The 15,972-nt window shown below is 70.3% G+C and carries 15 protein-coding genes and 1 pseudogene; 8 read left to right on the top strand and 8 right to left on the bottom strand.

What is annotated here, in order from left to right:
- The first annotated feature begins 21 nt into the window (after window positions 1-21).
- Window positions 22-1,521, top strand: coding sequence for a DNA-binding protein NsdB (locus ACWDR4_RS30205; RefSeq protein WP_450413262.1), 1,500 nt, complete (start codon window positions 22-24; stop codon window positions 1,519-1,521).
- Window positions 1,522-1,581: 60 nt separating this feature from the next.
- Here ACWDR4_RS30205 and ACWDR4_RS30200 read toward each other — a convergent pair whose 3' ends face one another.
- Complete coding sequence (locus tag ACWDR4_RS30200; RefSeq protein ID WP_450413261.1) at window positions 1,582-3,024, bottom strand: PP2C family protein-serine/threonine phosphatase; 1,443 nt, start codon at window positions 3,022-3,024, stop codon at window positions 1,582-1,584.
- A 485-nt stretch (window positions 3,025-3,509) separates the two neighbouring features.
- Here ACWDR4_RS30200 and ACWDR4_RS30195 point away from each other — a divergent pair, with 485 nt between their 5' ends.
- The gene (locus ACWDR4_RS30195; protein ID WP_369031721.1) at window positions 3,510-3,950 is read left to right on the top strand and encodes an SsgA family sporulation/cell division regulator; all 441 of its coding nucleotides are present in this window, start codon (window positions 3,510-3,512) and stop codon (window positions 3,948-3,950) included.
- A 7-nt stretch (window positions 3,951-3,957) separates the two neighbouring features.
- Here the strand turns inward: ACWDR4_RS30195 and ACWDR4_RS30190 are convergent, their stop codons facing one another.
- Entirely contained in the window at window positions 3,958-5,601 is a 1,644-nt protein-coding gene (locus tag ACWDR4_RS30190; protein WP_450413260.1) for an alpha/beta hydrolase, read from the bottom strand.
- Between the two features lie 216 nt (window positions 5,602-5,817).
- On the opposite strand from ACWDR4_RS30190, the gene ACWDR4_RS30185 reads away from it, so the two are divergent.
- A complete protein-coding gene (locus ACWDR4_RS30185; protein ID WP_450413259.1) occupies window positions 5,818-6,708 on the top strand; it encodes a GNAT family N-acetyltransferase in 891 nt (296 codons plus the stop codon).
- A 19-nt stretch (window positions 6,709-6,727) separates the two neighbouring features.
- On the opposite strand, the gene ACWDR4_RS30180 is transcribed toward ACWDR4_RS30185, so the two are convergent.
- On the bottom strand, window positions 6,728-7,219 hold the full coding sequence (locus tag ACWDR4_RS30180) for a nucleoside deaminase (protein WP_450413258.1): 492 nt from the start codon (window positions 7,217-7,219) through the stop codon (window positions 6,728-6,730).
- A 200-nt stretch (window positions 7,220-7,419) separates the two neighbouring features.
- Here ACWDR4_RS30180 and ACWDR4_RS30175 point away from each other — a divergent pair, with 200 nt between their 5' ends.
- Entirely contained in the window at window positions 7,420-8,196 is a 777-nt protein-coding gene (locus tag ACWDR4_RS30175) for a GNAT family N-acetyltransferase (RefSeq protein ID WP_450413257.1), read from the top strand.
- Window positions 8,197-8,556: 360 nt separating this feature from the next.
- Here ACWDR4_RS30175 and ACWDR4_RS30170 read toward each other — a convergent pair whose 3' ends face one another.
- Together ACWDR4_RS30170 and ACWDR4_RS30165 are read right to left on the bottom strand one after the other, a co-directional pair.
- The gene (locus tag ACWDR4_RS30170; protein WP_450413256.1) at window positions 8,557-9,438 is read right to left on the bottom strand and encodes an N-acetyltransferase family protein; all 882 of its coding nucleotides are present in this window, start codon (window positions 9,436-9,438) and stop codon (window positions 8,557-8,559) included.
- Window positions 9,439-9,596: 158 nt separating this feature from the next.
- Window positions 9,597-9,884 carry a GlsB/YeaQ/YmgE family stress response membrane protein gene (locus ACWDR4_RS30165; protein WP_450413255.1) on the bottom strand — a complete coding sequence of 96 codons (288 nt, stop codon included), beginning with the start codon at window positions 9,882-9,884 and terminating at the stop codon, window positions 9,597-9,599.
- 222 nt (window positions 9,885-10,106) lie between these two features.
- On the opposite strand from ACWDR4_RS30165, the gene ACWDR4_RS30160 reads away from it, so the two are divergent.
- Entirely contained in the window at window positions 10,107-11,573 is a 1,467-nt protein-coding gene (locus ACWDR4_RS30160) for a hydrolase (RefSeq protein WP_450413254.1), read from the top strand.
- A 62-nt stretch (window positions 11,574-11,635) separates the two neighbouring features.
- On the opposite strand, the gene ACWDR4_RS30155 is transcribed toward ACWDR4_RS30160, so the two are convergent.
- Together ACWDR4_RS30155 and ACWDR4_RS30150 are read right to left on the bottom strand one after the other, a co-directional pair.
- The gene (locus ACWDR4_RS30155) at window positions 11,636-12,076 is read right to left on the bottom strand and encodes an SPW repeat protein (RefSeq protein ID WP_450413253.1); all 441 of its coding nucleotides are present in this window, start codon (window positions 12,074-12,076) and stop codon (window positions 11,636-11,638) included.
- Window positions 12,077-12,155: 79 nt separating this feature from the next.
- Window positions 12,156-13,118, bottom strand: a complete 963-nt coding sequence (locus tag ACWDR4_RS30150) for a LysR family transcriptional regulator (RefSeq protein WP_450413252.1) — start codon at window positions 13,116-13,118, stop codon at window positions 12,156-12,158.
- Window positions 13,119-13,255: 137 nt separating this feature from the next.
- Here ACWDR4_RS30150 and ACWDR4_RS30145 point away from each other — a divergent pair, with 137 nt between their 5' ends.
- The 3 genes and pseudogenes from ACWDR4_RS30145 (at window position 13,256) to ACWDR4_RS30135 (ending at window position 15,858) form a co-directional block, all read left to right on the top strand.
- A complete protein-coding gene (locus ACWDR4_RS30145) occupies window positions 13,256-13,339 on the top strand; it encodes a putative leader peptide (protein WP_351532065.1) in 84 nt (27 codons plus the stop codon).
- A gap of 110 nt (window positions 13,340-13,449) precedes the next feature.
- Window positions 13,450-14,627 (top strand): annotated as a pseudogene (sfnG, locus tag ACWDR4_RS30140) (dimethylsulfone monooxygenase SfnG).
- Between the two features lie 13 nt (window positions 14,628-14,640).
- Window positions 14,641-15,858: an acyl-CoA dehydrogenase family protein gene (locus ACWDR4_RS30135; RefSeq protein WP_450413251.1), complete on the top strand. Its 1,218-nt coding sequence runs from the start codon at window positions 14,641-14,643 to the stop codon at window positions 15,856-15,858.
- Here ACWDR4_RS30135 and ACWDR4_RS30130 read toward each other — a convergent pair.
- On the bottom strand, window positions 15,789-15,972 hold a 184-nt coding region (locus ACWDR4_RS30130), incomplete at its 5' end, for a LuxR C-terminal-related transcriptional regulator (RefSeq protein ID WP_450413250.1). The genes ACWDR4_RS30135 and ACWDR4_RS30130 overlap by 70 nt on opposite strands.

The following is a 15,972-nucleotide window of genomic DNA, read 5'->3' as shown; positions in this document are numbered from 1 at the left end:
CCGAGAACCTGGGGGCTTGACGTGAGCGGACAACCCAACACTCGTCTGACGGACCTGTTCGGCCTGACCGGCTGGTCCAAGGGCGAACTCGCGCGACTGGTCAACCGGCAGGCGGCGGCCATGGGCCACCCCCAGCTGGCGACCGACACCTCGCGGGTGCGGCGGTGGATCGACACGGGAGAGATCCCGCGCGATCCGGTGCCGCGTGTACTGGCTGCCCTGTTCACCGAGCGTCTCGGCCGTGTCGTGACCATAGAGGACTTAGGTCTGGTCCGGCACGGGCGTGTGGGGAAACGGCCGGGCGCCGGGAGTGCGGAAGCTCCCGACGGCGTGCCGTGGACGCCCGATCGGACTGCCGCGGTCCTCACCGAATTCACGGGAATGGACCTCATGCTCAACCGACGCGGCTTGGTGGGTGCGGGCGTCGCGCTCACCGCAGGCTCCGCACTCAGCAGTGCCATGCACGACTGGCTGCACACCGACCCGACTCTCTCCGCCGACGCTCCCGACCTCGACAACCCCCTGCACGCCGATCCCGCCGGTTTCGACCGGTACGAGGCCGCCCCCATCGGGTGGCAGGAGATCGAGGAACTGGAACGCGCGGTCGAGGTGTTCCGGGCCTGGGACGCCGCCCGCGGCGGCGGGCTCCAGCGCAAGGCAGTGGTGGGTCAGCTCAACGAGGTGGGCGGCATGCTCGCCTACCGGCACCCCGAACCTCTCCAACGGCGCCTGTGGGGCGTCGCCGCCAACCTCGCCGTCCTCGCCGGCTGGATGTCGCACGACGTCGGCCTGGAACCCACGGCCCAGAAGTACTTCGTCATCGCCGCCCACGCGGCCCGGGAGGGCGGCGACCGGCCGCGCGCCGGGGAGGCGCTCTCCCGGGCGGCCCGCCAGATGGTGCACCTGGGGCGGCCCGACGACGCGCTCGACCTCATGAAGCTCGCCAACTCCGGTTCGGGCGAGGAGACTCTGCCCCGCACCAAGGCCATGCTGTACACCGTCGAGGCCTGGGCACAGGCGTCGATGGGGCACGGCCAGGCGATGCGCCGCACCCTTGGCCAGGCGGAGGATCTCTTCGTCTCCGACAAGGGTGATGTGCCGCCGCCGAGCTGGATGCAGATGTTCAAGGCGGAGGACCTGTACGGCATGCAGGCCCTGGCCTACCGCACCCTGGCCGAGCACGAACCGGCCGCGGCCGTGCACGCCCAGTACTACGCGGAGAAGGCCCTGGAACTGCGGGTCGACGGCCGCCAGCGGTCGAAGATCTTCGACTTCCTGTCCATGGCCTCCGCCTGCTTCATCGCCGACGACCCCGAACAGGCGGCCAACTACGCGCGGTTGGCGCTGGTGTCGATGGGCTCGAACTCCTCCCACCGCACCTGGGACCGGCTGCGCGAGATGTACCGGCTCACCGCCGAGTACTCCAGCTATCCGAAGATCAACGAACTCCGCGAGGAGATCAAACTGTCGCTGCCGAAGCAGACGAGAGGAAGGGGCGGCAACGACACCGGGCGGGTCTAGCCTGCCCGGCAGTCCTATCCCGGCAGTTCTGCCCTGGCAGTCCTACCCCGACGACAGGTTCTACGGGGCCACTCTGGCGACGAGTACGCAGGCGTCGTCCTCCCGCTCGGCCTCGCCGAACTCCTCCACCACCGCCCGTACGCAGTCCTGCGCGGTCCGTGCCTCGCCGAAGCGCGGGGCCAGTTCGAGCAGGCGGTGTGCGACGGCGGTACCTTCCCTGCGCCCGGGCACCAGTCCGTCGGTGTGCAGGAGGAGCACATCGCCCGGCTCCAGGGTCTCCTCGGCCTGTCCGTAGACAGCGCCCGAGGTCGCGCCGAGCAGGACGCCGCTCGGTGGGTTCAGCATGCGCCCCGTCCCGTCGCGGAACAGCAGCGGGGCGGGGTGTCCTGCCTGCGCCCAGGTGAGGGTGCGGGTCTCCGGCCGGTAGCGGCAGCAGATCGCGCTGCCCAGGGCCGGCTGGACGGACGCGTCGAGCAACTGGTTGAGCCAGGACATGAGCTGGCCCGGCTGGGTGCCCGCCACGGCCATGCCGCGCAGCGCCCCCAGCAGCATCGCCATGCCCGAAGTCACGGTCACCCCGTGCCCGGTGAGGTCGCCGACGCTCAACAGCGTGTCGCCGTCGGCCAGTTCGAGCGCGTCGTACCAGTCGCCGCCGATCAGGGCGCTTGTCGAGGAGGGGAGGTAGTGGGCGGCCAGGTCCAGGGCCTGGGGTCCCTGGCGCGGGAGTCGCAGGGAGCCGCGCCACGGCGGCAGCACAGCCTCCTGCAACTCGACCGCGAGCCGGCGCTCGGACTGCGCGTGGTGCCGGTGACGCTGCAACGAGTCACGGGTCTCGCTCACCGTCCGCTGGCTGCGGCGCAGTTCGCTGACGTCCCGCAGCACGGCCCACATGGAGGCGGTGCTGCCGTCGGCGTCGAGCACGGGCTCGCCCATCATGTGCACGGTCCGTACGCCGCCGTCGGGCCGCACGACGCGGAACTCGCCGTCGATGGGCTTGGCGTCGATCAGACAGTCCGTGACCATCGCGGTGAGCCTTCGCCGGTCCTCGTCGAGGACCAGGGAGGGCAGCTCGTCGAGGGTGAGCGGGTCCGCGTCCGGGTCCCGGCCGAGGATCTCGTACAGCTCACCGGACCAACTGGCCTCGTCCGTAAGGAGGTTCCACTCCGCGCTGCCGACCCGGCTCAGGAGCGAGTCGTGCCGGGGAGCGGTCGGCACGGCTCGCAGGGCGGGCACCGCCTCGGCGGCCACGGGATCCTCGGGCAGGGGCTGCGGTCCGTCCCGCAGCTGGGCCAAGTGCTCGTCGAGGTCGTTGAGTTGATGCAGTGCCAGGTCGTACAGCGCGCGCTGCCAGCGTTCCTGCGGGTCCGAACCGTCGGCAGGTGTGTCCCGTCGTACGGCGTCCACGTCGCCCTTGAGCTGTCGCGCCTGTGTGATGAGCGCGTCGACCGAGCCGCGCGCGGGCGGCTGGGCGGCTGGGCGGTCCGCGGAGAGATGGGGCGGCATGACGCACTCCGATGAAGGGACGGTACGACCAAGGCTGACGGAAGGACCGGTTACGACTCTTGCACAGCCTGCGACGCCCTGTAAGGGATTTGGCAACACCCGATACGGTGGTGCTTCTGGCATATGCCACAGTCTTCTCGGACGGTTTTCCTGGGGCAAAAACGGTACGCGTCCGGTGTGCCAAGTCGTAGTCGGGGTACGCGACTTGATGGATCGATGGAGATGAGTGGCAACTCATTCACTCGCGTGTTCGACGACCGTTTGTGCGATGTGCGGCCATGTGGTGCCGGGGCGCAGGGTCAGGTTGCCCCCGAATCGCCCGTCGGTTCACGATCCCCACGGAAAACCACGCCAGTTAGTGATGCAGCTCACAATAAAAGCTGCGGATTCCGCGTAATCGAAGAGGCCATTTCGGGGTCGTAACACCACGTCGGCACAACGCGTCGGCATCACCATCGTCGGCCCGAACCGGAGCGGAGACTGCCATGGACGTCACCCTCGAACAGCCCGCGCGCGCACGCCTGATCACCTCGGAGGAACAGGAGCTTCCCGTCCGTGCCACGCTCCGCTACGCATCGACCGACCCCTTGGCCGTGCACATCGACTTCCCGGCGGAGGCCGCCCTCGACGGCGAGGGGGTGAGCTGGACCTTCGCCCGGAGCCTCCTGGAGGAAGGCGTACGACGGCCCGCAGGCGGCGGCGACGTCCACATCTGGCCGTGCGGGCCCGCACGGACGGTCCTGGAGCTGCACTCGCCGCACGGCCTGGCCCTGCTCCAGTTCGACACCCCTGCGCTGCGCCGTTTCCTGCTCCGTACGTTCGCCGTCGTGGCGGCCGGGAGGGAGGACCTCGGCGACGCCGTCGACCGTGGCCTCTCCGACCTCCTGGGCGCCCCTTCGGCGGGCGGTGAGGGCAGGGAGCAGTGAGGGGGCCTCAGCCGGCCTCGTCCGCGCCGCAGGAGCTGCCGTCGGCCGGGAGGGAGCCGTACAGCAGGAAGGCGTCGACCTTGCGGTGCACGCACTTCGAGGACGCGTACCCGGTGTGGCCCTCGCCCTTGTTGTCGAGGACGACCGCCGCCGAGCCCAGCCGCTCGGCCGTCTCCGTGGTCCAGCGGTACGGCGTGGCCGGGTCGCCGCGCGTGCCCACCAGGAGCATCTTCGGGGTGTCGACGTCCCGGACCTCGGTGCGGATGAAGTCCGTGCCCCTGGGCCGGCCGTAGCACGTCAGGACCTCGGTGAGCCGGTAGCTGCCGAACACCGGGGAGGCCTTCTCGTAGGAGGCGCGCAGGGCGGCGAGATCCTTGGTGATCCGGGCCGCGGTGGGGCGGTCGGGGTCGTCCGCGCAGTTGATCGCCATCAGCGCGGCGGGGAGGTTGTCGATGGGCACCTCCACCTCGTCGACGAGATGCCCGTCGGAGTCCGGCGAGGGGCTCTGCGGTACGGGGTCTTGCTGTACGAGGTTCTGCCGCACGGGGTTCTCGCGCGCGGGGGTCAGCCTCGGGGGAACGGCGACGCCTCGGCCGGCGAAGGCCATGACCCCTCTCGCGTCACCGTCCTCGACCAGCCCGGCGAGGGCCCGCTCCAGCGGCGGCCACATCCGCTTGCTGTAGAGCCCCTGGCCGATGGCGCCCACCAGATCCTGACCGGAGAAACGGTCGCCGTAGCCGGTCGGCACCGGGTCCTCGTCGAGGGAGTCCACCAGGTCGACGACCCGTTGGCGGGCGACGCGCACGTCCTGTCCGAACGGGCAGGCGATGTCGATCACGCACCAGGTGAGGAAGGCCTCCAGCGCGGTCTGCTGCCCGGCGGCGCCCGCCAGTCCCTGCTCGGCGAGCGACTCGGTGAGGGTGTCGACGCCGTCGAGGACGAACCGGCCCACCTTCTTGGGGAACTGGGTCGCGTACACCGCGCCGAGCCGGGTCCCGTACGAGAAACCGAGGTAGTTGAGCTTCTTGTCGCCGAGAGCCTGGCGCATCACGTCGAGGTCGCGTGAGGCGTTCACGGTGCCGATGTGCCGCAGGACGGGTCCGGAGTGCCTGGCGCATGCCTGGGCCGCCTTGCGCAGCTGTTCGAGGACGGCACGCGGATTGTCGCCGGCCTCGCCACCGGTCACCTCGACGTCCGCGGCCGTGTCCGTGCCTTCGCCGCAGCTGACGGGGGAGGATCTGCCGACCCCGCGCGGGTCGAAGGTGACCACGTCGTAGCCGTTCGTCAGGCTCATGAAGTCCTTGCCGTCATAAGCGAGTTGGCTGACGCCCGGGCCGCCGGGACCGCCGAAGTTCAGCAGCACGGAACCCCGGGACTTGCCGGTCGCCCGGTACCGGGCCATCGCCAGTTCGAGGGTGTCGCCGTCGGGCTTCGCGTAGTCGAGCGGGACGGTGACCTTGCCGCACTGGAGGTCGTCCGTCGGCGGCTCGTACAGGGCTCCGACGGCGCAGGCCGACCAGTCGATCTTCTGGTCGTAGAAGCGGGACAGGCCGGGCTTGTCGTCCGCCGTGGCCACCGTCGGCGAGCCCGCCCCCAGCAGGGCGAGTGTCGCGGCCGAGGCGAGCGCCCGGCGTCGGTACGCGGACCGCATGAATGCCTCCAGAGGCGGGGTCCCGGCTGCGGGCCGGGACGGCGCCCTCGAACACGATATGCGGGCCACCAGGGGCTCGCCTCCCGGCGGCCGGGCGCGGGCGACGGTTACGCTGGGTGGTCGCACCCCAGCCGAGAGCCATGGCCGAGAGTCGTGGCAGAGAGCTGTGGCCGGACGGGGGCCGCATCCCCCGATGGAACGGAACGGAGCACACCCATGACCACCTCCGCCGGCCCGATCTCTCCGGGCCCCGAAGACCTCCTCGTCACCCGGGCCACGCCCGAGGACTGGCCGGTGGTCACCGGATGGGCGGGCGACGAGGGCTGGAACCCGGGGCTGTCGGACACCGCCGGGTTCTTCGCCCAGGACCCTGAGGGCTTCTTCATCGGCAGGATCGGCGGGGAGTCCGTCTCGGCGATCTCGGTCGTCAACTACGGTGACGCGTACGCCTTTTTGGGTTTCTATCTCGTCCGTCCCGACGTACGCGGCCGGGGCTACGGGATCACCACCTGGAAGACCGCGCTGGCCCACGACGGCACCCGCACGGTCGGCCTCGACGGAGTGGTCGCCCAGCAGGACAACTACCGCCGCTCCGGCTTCGAACCCGCCTACCGCGCCGTCCGGTACACCGGAACCGTCCCCGCCGCCGACACCCCGGCGGGCGTACGTCCCGTACGGCGGGAGGATCTGGCGGCGATCACGGCCTACGACGCCCTGTGCACCCCCGCCGACCGGCCCCGCTTCCTGGAGTACTGGCTGACGGCCCCGGGGCATCGGGCCTTCGTACGCGTGGCCGACGGCAACCGCGCCGGGAACGGGTCCGTCACCGGCTACGGAGTCGTCCGCCCCGGCCGTGACGCGCCCCGGATCGGCCCGCTGTTCGCCGACACCGCCGACGACGCCCGGGCGCTGTTCGCCGCGCTGACCGCCGACGCGGCCGGGACGGAGGTCGCGATCGACGTCCCCGAGCCGAACTCGGCCGCCGTCGCGCTGGCGGAGGAGGCGGGTTTCGTCCCGTCCTTCGAGACGGCACGCATGTACACGGGCCCCGTGCGGGAGTTCGCGGGGGAGAGGGTCTTCGGGGTGACCACACTCGAACTCGGGTAGCGGTGAACTCCCGTACAGGTCAGCCCTGTTGGGGTGCCCCTGCGTAGAACCGGCGGTGCAACTCGCGCACGTCCTCGGCCAGTTCCGGCACCGGGCCCTCGACCGTCACCCCGGGCGCGATCTCGTTGACCGGCAGGGGCCGTACCGGGGCTGTGGGGACGCCCAACTCGCCTAGCCAGGCGGTCAGTTGCTCGGACGAGGCGACGTACACGATCCGTCCGAGGCCCACCCAGGCGTGTGCGGCGGCGCACATCGGGCAGTGCTCGCCGGAGGTGTAGACGGTGGCCGCCGCCCGCTGCTCCGGGGTCAGATGGGCGGCGGACCAGCGGGCCAGCTCGAACTCCGGGTGGCGGGTGCGGTCGCCGGACGCCACCCGGTTGTGGTCCTCCGCCAGTACGGCGCCCTCCTCGCCCACCAGGACGGAACCGAAGGGCTCGTCGCCGGCCGCCAGGGCCTCGGCGGCCAGCTCCACGCAGCGGCGCAGATAGGGCAGTTCGTCGCTCTTCACCATGGCTGACCGGGCCTCCTCGCGGTGCGGTTTCAGGGTGCAGGGTACGTCCGTGCGGGCGGGACGGCCCGGTGATCACCGGATGTCACCGTGGCGGCGCAGAAAGCAGCAATATGCTTCGCATGCGCGAATGATCGGAAGGGTGACGTATCCCAGGCGCCAATACCGTTGCGCTTGCCGCACAGGGGTGCTGGAGTTACGGCATGGATCATGTAGGTGTGCTCGCCCTTTACGACCGGGACATGCGCGAAGGGGCACAGCCCGACGGGCCAGGCGCCCGGATCGAACGGGTGGGCGGGGTGGTGCGCCAGGTCGCCGATGCCCAGGGCTGGAACGGGGTGGTCTGGTCCGACCTCGACGCGGACAGCGCCGATGAGGCGATCGCCGAGCAGATCCGCCACTACACCGCCCTCGGACGCGGGTTCGAGTGGAAGCTCTACGGCCACGACCTCCCCATCGACCTGGGACACCGGCTGCGGACAGCGGGGTTCACGCCCGAACCCGAGGAGACGCTGATGATCGGCGAGGTCTCCGCGCTGACCTTCGACACCGAGCCGCCCGAGGGCATCCGTCTCGTTCCGGTGACCGACCGGGCAGGCGTCGACCTCGTGGCCGACGTGCACGAGAAGGCCTTCGGAACCGACAGCTCCCGACTGCGGCGCCAACTGCTCGCCCGGCTCACCGATGACCCGGACACCGTCACGGCCGTCGTGGCGCTGGCCGGCGAGGAGCCGGTGAGCGCCGCCCGCATGGAACTCGTACCCGGGACCCGGTTCGCCGGGCTGTGGGGCGGCGGCACCGTCGAGACCTGGCGCGGCAAGGGCATCTACCGCGCCCTGGTCGCCCACCGCGCCCGCGACGCCGTGGAGCGCGGCTACCGCTACCTCCAGGTCGACGCCTCCCACCAGAGCAGACCCGTCCTCGAACGCCTCGGCTTCGAACCACTGACCACGACAACGCCGTACGTGTACGAGCCCTGAGCGGTGCGGGGGGCGCACCGAGCGCGGCAGCGCCACCGAGTCCGATGACCGTGGCATCGGGCCCTGGCCCGTGCCGGGGGCGGACGCCGGGCGGGCCGCCGGCCGACACATGGGGCGGGTCGTCGACCGACACCCGGGCGAGCCGTCGGTCGCGGCTTCGCGGGCCGAGCTGGGACTCCACGACCCGGTGCCGTGGCCGGGCACGAGCCCTGGCCCGTGCCGGGTCGGACACCGGGCGGGCCCCGCGCTGTGGCGGGGGCGGACCCCGGGAGGGTCGCTGACCGAGATGAGGCGGGGGCGGGTTGCTGACTATCGCGGGGCGGGCAGCTGACCGGCACGGGCGAGCCGCCGGCCGCTGCTTCACAGGCCGAGTTGGAACTCCACCGCCCGGTGCGTGGGTACGTACCCCAGTTCGTCGTTGATGCCGAGCATCGGCGCGTTGCTGTTCGCCGTGTCGGTGAGCAGCCCCGTGAGTCCGGGGTGGTGTGCGCGGGCCCGGCGGATCGACTCGGCCTTCATCCAGCGGCCGAGGCCGTGTCCGCGGTGCTCGGGGAGGACGGCCGTGCCGTAGTGCTGTCCGTCGCCCCGGCCGTCGCCCGGCACCACCAACTCGGAGAAGCCGACGACGGAACCGTCCGCCGCGTCCAGCACGGCCACGGTGTGCAGCAGGTCGCCGCGCTTGGCGATCGCCTCGGCCGCCGCCAGGACGCGGTCGACGTCCCACACGACCGTGCCGTAGTCGGTGTCCTCCATCGGCATGTCGTCCATGGCGCGGCGCGAGTCGGCGTAGCTCCGGGCCAGTTCGGGCGGCACGGTACCCTCCCAGGACGTCAACCGGTAGCCGGGGTGCGGGAGTTCGGCGAGCCGGATGATCTCCGCGAGGTCGGCGTCGGCCAGTGGCAGCCGGGCGTACGTCAGTGTCAGCACCCGGCGGAAACCCCGGTCCGTCAGGAAGCGGTCGCCGGGGGAGTCCTCCTCGGCCTGCGCGACGAGTGAGCGTCGTCCGGCGCTGCGGGCCGCGGTGACGGCGGCCTCCAGGAGCGCTGTGCCGACCCCTTGCCGACGCTCGGCAGGGTGGACGGTCAGCTCCAGCTCGGCGAGATGCTCTTGGCCCTCCCTGGTGAACAGGCGGAGGGAGGCGCAGCCGAGCGGGGTGCCGTCCGGGTCGGAGGCCAGCCAGACGAGTCGGCGGCTCGATGCTCCGGGGTCGGGGTCGGTGAGTCGGGTGATGCGTGGGGGCAAGTCGTCTCCAGGACGGTGAGCGGCAGCAGTGCTTCGGCTGCGGGTCCGTCGTGGCTGGTCGCGCAGTTTCCCGCGCCCCTTGCGGGGGCGCGGGTGAACCGCACGGGACTCCGCCAGGCCTGTTTAGTCCCCGTCGCTCAGTGCCCGCAATGGAATTCTCAGCGCCGCCTGCTGCCCTGGCTGCGTCGCGGTGCCTTCGCCCGGTCCAGTGCGGCCACGCCGAACGCTGCGAGGCCGATCTGGATGAGCCACTCGACCCAGTCGATGCCGTCCGTGTCGGACACGTCGAAGCCGGCGGCGATCGCCGATCCGATGAGCGCGGCCACGATGCCGACCGCGATCGTCCAGAGGATGCCGATGCGCTGGCGCCCCGGGACGACGAGTCGGCCCAGTATGCCGATGATCGTGCCGATGATGATGGCGCCGATGATGCTGGAGATACCCATCTCCACCCCTTTTTGCCGGTAATGAAGCCCGGTAATGACTATGTCCTCCTAGTGCCCGCTGCGGTCCGGGACAGTCCGAGGTGGCCTGGTCAACCCTCTGGGTGCCATGTACATTTCAAACTCGCGTTGCGTGGAAGCCGACCGCTCGTCGTTCTACGCGCGAAGACTCCCCCCTCGTACAACCTCTTCAACCTCTTCCCACCCCAGACGGAGGTTCCCCGGATGCCCTCGTTCAGAAGCTCCCCGCATCGAAGACTCGGTTCCGGAGTCACCACGGCCGTCGCCGTGTTCGGTCTGCTCGGCGCCAGTGCCGCCGTCCAGATGTCGACGGCCGCCCCGGCAGAGGCGGCCACCCCGCACCGCATCCTGTTCGACAACTCCAAGGCGGAGACGGCCGGCAACGCCGACTGGATCATCAGCACCAGCCAGCCCGACCCGCTGAGCCAGGACTCCACCCCGTCCTCCGAGACCGACTGGACCGGGGCGATCTCCGCCTGGGGCGTCGCCCTGCAGCAGACCGGCGACTACTCGCTGAAGACGCTCGCCTCGGGCGGCACCATCACCTACGGCACCTCGGCCGCCACTGACCTGCAGAACTTCGACACCTTCGTGCTGCCCGAGCCGAACGTCCTGCTCTCCACGGCCGAGAAGACCGCCGTGATGACCTTCGTGCAGAACGGCGGCGGACTCTTCCTCGTCTCCGACCACACCGGCGCCGACCGCAACAACGACGGCGAGGACGCCGTCGAGATCATCAACGACCTGATGAGCAACAACAGCGTCGACAGCACCAACCCGTTCGGCTTCACCGTCGACACCCTCAACGTCAGCACCGACGACCCGAGCGCCATCTCCAGCAGCACGGACCCGGTCCTCAACGGCGCCTTCGGCACGGTCACCGGCAGCATCATCCGCAGCGGTACGACGGCCACGCTCAGCCCCACCGCCAACTCCTCGGTAAAGGGCCTCGTCTACCGCACCGGTTACTCCGGCAACACCGGAGCCTTCTTCGCCACCAGCACCTTCGGCAGCGGCCGGGTCGCGTTCTGGGGCGACAGCTCCCCGATCGACGACGGCACCGGTCAGTCCGGCAACACGCTGTACGACGGCTGGAACGACACCGCCGGCACCAACGCGGAACTCGCCCTCAACGCCACGGCCTGGCTCGCCGGTGCCACCGACGACGACGGCGGTGACGACGGAGGCGGCGACGGCACCTGCACCGCCGCCCAGCTGCTCGCCAACCCCGGCTTCGAGTCCGGCAGTTCGTCCTGGACCGCGACCAGCGGTGTCATCACGACCGACTCCGGCCAGGCCGCCCGTACCGGCTCCTACAAGGCCTGGCTGAACGGCTACGGCTCCGCCCACACCGACACGCTCGCCCAGTCGGTGACGATCCCGTCCGGCTGCGCGGCCACCCTGAGCTTCTATCTGCACATCGACACGGCCGAGACGACCACCTCGACGGCGTACGACACCCTGAAGCCGCAGATCCTCAACAGCAGCGGCACGGTCCTGTCGACCCTGGCCACCTACTCCAACCTGAACGCGGCCGGCGGCTACACGCTGCGCAGCTTCGACCTCAGCGCCTACGCGGGCCAGACGGTCACCGTGAAGTTCACCGGCGTGGAGGGCTCCGTGCTCCAGACGTCCTTCGTCGTCGACGACACGGCACTCAACGTGAGCTGAACGGCGAGCGGCCCGGTCCCCTCCAAGGACCGGGCCCGCTTCCGGTTGTGTCCCGCTTCCGGTTATGTCCTGCTGGAGCTTCTCGCCGTCGCGCCCGCGCTCAGCAGCCCCAGGAACAGGGCCAGGACGCCGATGATGATGTTGTTCAGCACGACACCCGCGTCAGGGCTGTCGCCGACGATCCACGCCGAGACGATCATCCAGACACCCATCGCGCACAGGGCTCCGCTGAGGCCGTACATACGCTCCGGGGTGTTGGTGAACCCGAGGGCCAGCAGGCCGATCGCGATGCCCATGATCAGGTTGTGGGTCACGAGCGGGGGCTGGCTCGTCGTGTAGTGGAGGATCCAGGGGGATGCCGCGCAGTACAGACCGACGAGGAACACCGGTCCGTCCACGAGCGCCACATCGCGACCGCCGAGCATACGGGCGTACCGCGCCCGCATTTCGTGTACATCAGGGTGGCTGGAGATGTCACCTCTGGTGGGCGAGACGTTGGCCATGACTCGTCTCCTTCGACTGTGCAGGCCTGACCGCGTCTGATGCGGTGTGCGGTAAATGCCGCCTAACTACATTCTGCTCTTATTTTTCCTTTATGCGTAGTGAGGCGACGCTGGGTGCCCCGTCCCGCACGGTGAGTGTTCCGCCCAGCTCGCGGGCCCGGCGTACGAACACCTCGTGCAGGTCCCGCGCGGCCAGCGGCACGGACTCGGCACGGCGCCGCCGGAGCGTCAGCAGCACCTGGGTCGTGTCGTCCTCCGCGATCGGCCGGTAGGTGAGGACGCCGGACCGCTCCAGCGGGTCGCCGATCACGCTGAAGTCGGGCAGTACCGTCGCCCCGAGCCCCTCCGCGACCATCAGCTTGCCCATCTCGGCGCCGTCCGTGGAGTACGCGAACGCCGCGCCGTCCCCGCCCAGCAGCCGGTGCAGATAGCGGTGCATGACATACCCGGCGCGCATCGCGATCAGCGGCCCGGCGAGCAGATCGGCCACCGACACCGTCTCCCGGGCCGCGAGGGGACTGTCCGGACGTACGCACACCACGGGACGCCCGCGCAGCAACTCGGTGCTCTCGAAGCCGGCGGGCACGTCGTCACCCTCCAGCTGGTTCACCAGGCCGAGATCGAAACCGCCCTCCGTGAGCCCCCGGTGGATCTCCGCCTGCTGTACGTCCACCACCTCCACCTGCGTCAGCTCGTGCGCCGCGCGGAACTCCCGGACGGCCGGGATGAGCAACGGCACGGTCGCCGCGTTCACCGTGCCGACGCGCACCATGCGGCTGATGCGGTGCTGCTCGCCCGCCGCCGCTCTGAGCCGGTCCACCGCGTCCAGCACGTTGACGATGTGCGGCAGCAGCTCCCGGCCCTCCGTGCTCATCGTCGCCCCGGACCGTTTGCGCTCCAGCAGGTCGACCCCGAGTTCCCGCTCCAGATTGCGCACGGTCTCGCTCAACGCGGGCTGGGAGAGGCGCAGTTCCTCGGCCGCCCGGCGCAGCGAACCGAGCCGGGTGACGGCCGCGATGTATTCCAGCTGTTCTGTACGCACCGCAGCAGAATGCGGGCGTCCGAGGGGCCCGTTCAAGGGTTTCCCTGTCACGCCTTCGTGAAATCAGGTGGTCCGCGATACGAGACCGGTCGGGTTTTCCTTGACTGCTCTCTTCGGTGACTGTCACGATCGATGGCATGAAGATGCGACTGGACCTCACGCGGCGACGCCACGTCGACCTCGCGCGCGTCTCCAGCGCCTCCTGTTGTTCCGCGGCCTGATCCCCGTCCCGATCCGCCGCGTCCTTTCCGCAACCGCCTGGCATCTTGCCGGATTTCGTTCCGGCCGGAATTGGCGTGCCCGGAAACGCATTCCGCAACAGGAGTTCCGCATGCCCGCAGAGGCCGTTCCCGCAGAGCCCGTGAAATTCGCCTACTGGGTCCCCAATGTCAGTGGTGGACTCGTCACCAGCAAGATCGAGCAGCGCACCGACTGGGGTTACGACTTCAACCGTGAACTCGCCGTCCTCGCCGAGAACAACGGTTTCGAGTACGCGCTCAGCCAGGTCCGCTACATGGCCAGCTACGGCGCCGAGTTCCAGCACGAGTCGACCAGCTTCAGCCTCGCCCTGCTCCTGGCCACCCAGCGCCTGAAGGTCATCGCCGCCGTCCACCCCGGCCTCTGGCACCCGGGTGTCCTCGCCAAACTCGGCGCCACCGCCGACCACCTGTCCAACGGCCGCTTCGCCGTGAACGTCGTCTCCGGCTGGTTCAAGGGCGAGTTCACCGCCCTCGGCGAGCCCTGGCTGGAGCACGACGAGCTCCCCCAGTTCTCGGCTTCGCTCGAACCGGGGGGACCCCCATCCGCCGCTCCGAGGAGTTCATTCAGGCGCTGCGCCAGATCTGGACCGAGGACCACACCGAACTCGCCGGTGACTTCTACCGGTTGCGCGACTTCTCCCTCAAGCCCAAGCCCCTCAACACGCCCGAGCGCCCGCACCCCGAGATCTTCCAGGGCGGCAACTCCACCGCCGCCCGCGCCATGGCCGGCCGGGTCTCCGACTGGTACTTCTCCAACGGCAAGGACTTCGACGGGGTCGTCGAGCAGATCGCCGACGTACGGGCATCGGCCGCCCAAGTCGGCCGCCGCGCACCGAAGTTCGGCCTCAACGGCTTCCTGATCGCCCGTGACACCGAGGCCGAGGCCCGCGACACGCTCCGCGAGATCGTCGCGAACGCCGACCGGGAGGCCGTCGAGGGCTTCGGCGCCGCCGTCAAACAGGCCGGACAGTCCGCCGCCGACGGCAAGGGCATGTGGCAGGACTCCACCTTCGAGGACCTCGTCCAGTACAACGACGGCTTCCGTACGGGGCTCATCGGCACGCCCGAGCAGATCGCCGAGCGGATCGTCGCGTACAAGAAGCTCGGCGTCGACCTGCTCCTCCTCGGCTTCCTGCACTACCACGAGGAGGTCGAGTACTTCGGCAAGCGGGTGCTGCCGCTCGTACGTGAGCTGGAGGCCCAACTGCCCGACACCGAGCCCGAGTCCGTCGTCACCGCCCAGGTCTGAGGAGGTCATCGAGATGAGCATCGTCACGCCCGCCGACTGGCGGACCCGCCCCGCTCCGCACACCGCCCAGGACTGGATCGCCCGCGCCACCGAGGTGGCCGCCGTCCTCGCCACCGACGCCGCCGAACGCGACCGCACCGGCGCGACCCCGTCCGCCGAGGTCCGCCTCCTCAAGGACTCCGGCATCGTCACCCTGCTCGGCCCCACGGAGCACGGCGGCGGAGGCCAGGACTGGCCCACCGCCTACCGGGTCGTCCGCGAGGTCGCCAAGGCCGACGGCTCCATCGGGCAGCTCCTCGGCTACCACTACCTCTGGAACTGGGCCGCCCGGTTGGTCGGCAACCGTGAACAGTGGGAGCACGTCGAGGCCGAGGCCGCCCGCAACCAGTGGTTCTTCGGCGGGGCCGTCAACCCGCGCGACAAGGACGTCGTGGTCACCGAGGACGGCGACGACCTCCTCTTCACCGGCCGCAAGTCCTTCTCCACCGGCAGCAGGGTCTCCGACGTCACCGTCCTCGAAGGCGTCCTGGAAGGCACCGACCAGCATGTCTTCGCGATCGTGCCCTCCGACTCCGAGGGCCTGACCTTCCACGACGACTGGGACAACATCGGCCAGCGCCTCACCGAGAGCGGCGGCGTCACCCTCGACCGGGTCCGTACGCCGTGGTCCTCGGCCGCCGGTCACGTCGACAGGGAGTTCCGGCCGCGCACCTACAACACCCTCAACGTCCCCACCATCCAACTGGTGTTCGCCAACTTCTACCTCGGTATCGCGGGCGGCGCACTGGACACCGCGGCCGGCTACACCCGCACCAAGGCCCGGTCCTGGCTGCACGGCGGGCACGAGCGGGCGGTCGACGAGCCGTACGTCATCGACACCTACGGCGACCTGACCGCCAAGCTCTGGGCGGTCGAGGCGCTCGCCGACACCGTCGCCGTCGAGGGACAGCGGCTGCACGACGACCCCGATGCCGTCACCGCGAAGACGCGCGGCGACTTCGAGGTCAGGGTCGCCGCCGTCAAGGCCCGCGCCACCGATGTCGCCCTGGAGATCGCGGGCCGCATCTTCGAGGTGACCGGCGCCCGCTCCACGGCGAGCGCCGAGGGCCTCGACCGGTTCTGGCGCAACGTCCGCACGCACACGCTCCACGACCCCGTCGCCTACAAGCGGCGCGAGGTCGGCCGCTGGGTCCTCGAGGGCGAACTGCCCGAACCCACCTGGTACTCCTGACCACTTCCCCCGGGGTGCCTGCGCGAGCGCGCAGGCAGTACGACGGCCTGCACCCGGGCGCGGGCGCCGATCTTGGCGAGAATGCTGCTGATGTGGGTCTTGACCGTGGTCGGT

The sequence above is a fragment of the Streptomyces sp. NPDC000878 genome (assembly GCF_053599695.1).
This window is presented reverse-complemented; position numbering and strand designations above follow the sequence as displayed.